Source organism: Actinoplanes sp. NPDC051633, from assembly GCF_040681735.1.
Taxonomy (GTDB): Bacteria; Actinomycetota; Actinomycetes; order Mycobacteriales; family Micromonosporaceae; genus Actinoplanes.
On record NZ_JBFAZH010001558.1, the window covers coordinates 1 to 1,482 of the forward strand.

The 1,482-nt window shown below is 70.0% G+C and carries 1 protein-coding gene; it reads right to left on the reverse strand.

Features of this window, described 5'->3' with window-relative positions; translation table 11 throughout:
- Positions 1-115 precede the first annotated feature (115 nt).
- The coding region (locus AB0M20_RS43110) for an alanine--tRNA ligase-related protein (protein WP_364307243.1) at positions 116-1,482 on the reverse strand (1,367 nt) is incomplete at its 5' end.

Consider the following 1,482-nt stretch of genomic DNA (forward strand, 5'->3'; position numbering starts at 1 on the left):
CAATTTTTTGTTGTATCAATTTGCCTAACTTATCATCAATCTCAATATTGATTTTATGCTCATTTGAGCGTTTTATCCGTTCCCGAGGCAGTGCGGGCATCGCCACCCCCTGTAATCAAGCGGCCTCGGCCACGGCTTTCTCCACCGCGCTGAGCAGCATCGGAACCTGATCGGCCGGCAGACCGCCACCCTGCGCAAGGTCGGCGTTACCGCCACCCCGGCCGGACAGCGCACCCTTGACCAGATCGCTGGCGGAGAGGCCACGGCCCTTGGCGGCCGCGTTGAGCGCCACGATGAGAGAGGCCTTGCCGTTGGACCGGGCCGCGACCGCGACCACCGCCGGCCGGCTCTGCTCGATCCGGCCGCGGATCTCCTGGGCCAGGGTACGCACGTCGTTGCCGGCCGCGCCCTCCGGCGCCTCGGTGCCGACGAACGCCACGCCACCGATGTCCCGGGCCTGCCCGGCCAGCGCAGAGGCACCGCCGAGCACCATCTGCGCCCGCAGTTTCTCCAGTTCCTTCTCCGCGTCGCGCAGCGCGGTGACGGTCTGCTCGACGCGGTCGGCGACCTGATCGCCGGGCACCCGGAACAGCTCCGCGAGCCGGGAGACCAGGAGATGTTCCTTGGCCAGGAAGCCGAACGCGTCGATGCCGACCAGCGCCTCGACCCGGCGCACGCCGGAGCCGATCGACGCCTCGTTGAGGATCTTCACCAGGCCGAGCTGACCCGAGCGCGCGACGTGCGTACCGCCGCACAGCTCACGGGCGTAGTCGCCGACCTCGACCACCCGCACCTCGTCGCCGTACTTCTCGCCGAACAGCGCCATCGCGCCCAGCCGGCGCGCCTCCTCCTGCGAGGTGATGAACGCGTGCACCTCGAGGTCGCGCAGCAGCACCTCGTTGACCTGCTGCTCGACGTCGTTCAGCACCGCGGGGGACACCGCGCCCGGGGTGTTGAAGTCGAACCGCAGCCGGCCGGGGGCGTTGAGCGAACCCGCCTGGGTCGCCGACTCGCCGAGGAACGCGCGCATGGTCTGGTGGATCAGGTGCGTCGCGGTGTGCGACCGGGAGATCGCCTTGCGCCGGGTCACGTCGATCTCGGCGAAGCCGGCCTCGCCCACGCGCACCTCGCCGCGCAGCACCCGCGCCTTGTGCACGATCAGGCCCGGCACCGGCTGCTGGACGTCGACCACCTCGAGCCGGCCACCGCCCACGTTGATCAGACCGGTGTCCGCCTGCTGGCCGCCGCCCTCCGCGTAAAACGGGGTCGAATCCATGATCAGCTCGACGAAGTCGCCCTCGCCGGCCACCTGCACCTGAGCGCCGTCGCCGCCGAGCACCGCGCGCACCCGCGACTCGCGGCTGACCTCCTGGTACCCGGTGAACTCGACCGGGCCGCCCGCGTCGAGCACCGCACGGTACGCCGACAGGTCGACGTGCCCGGTCTTGCGGGCAGCCGCATCGGCCTTCGCCCGGGAGCGCT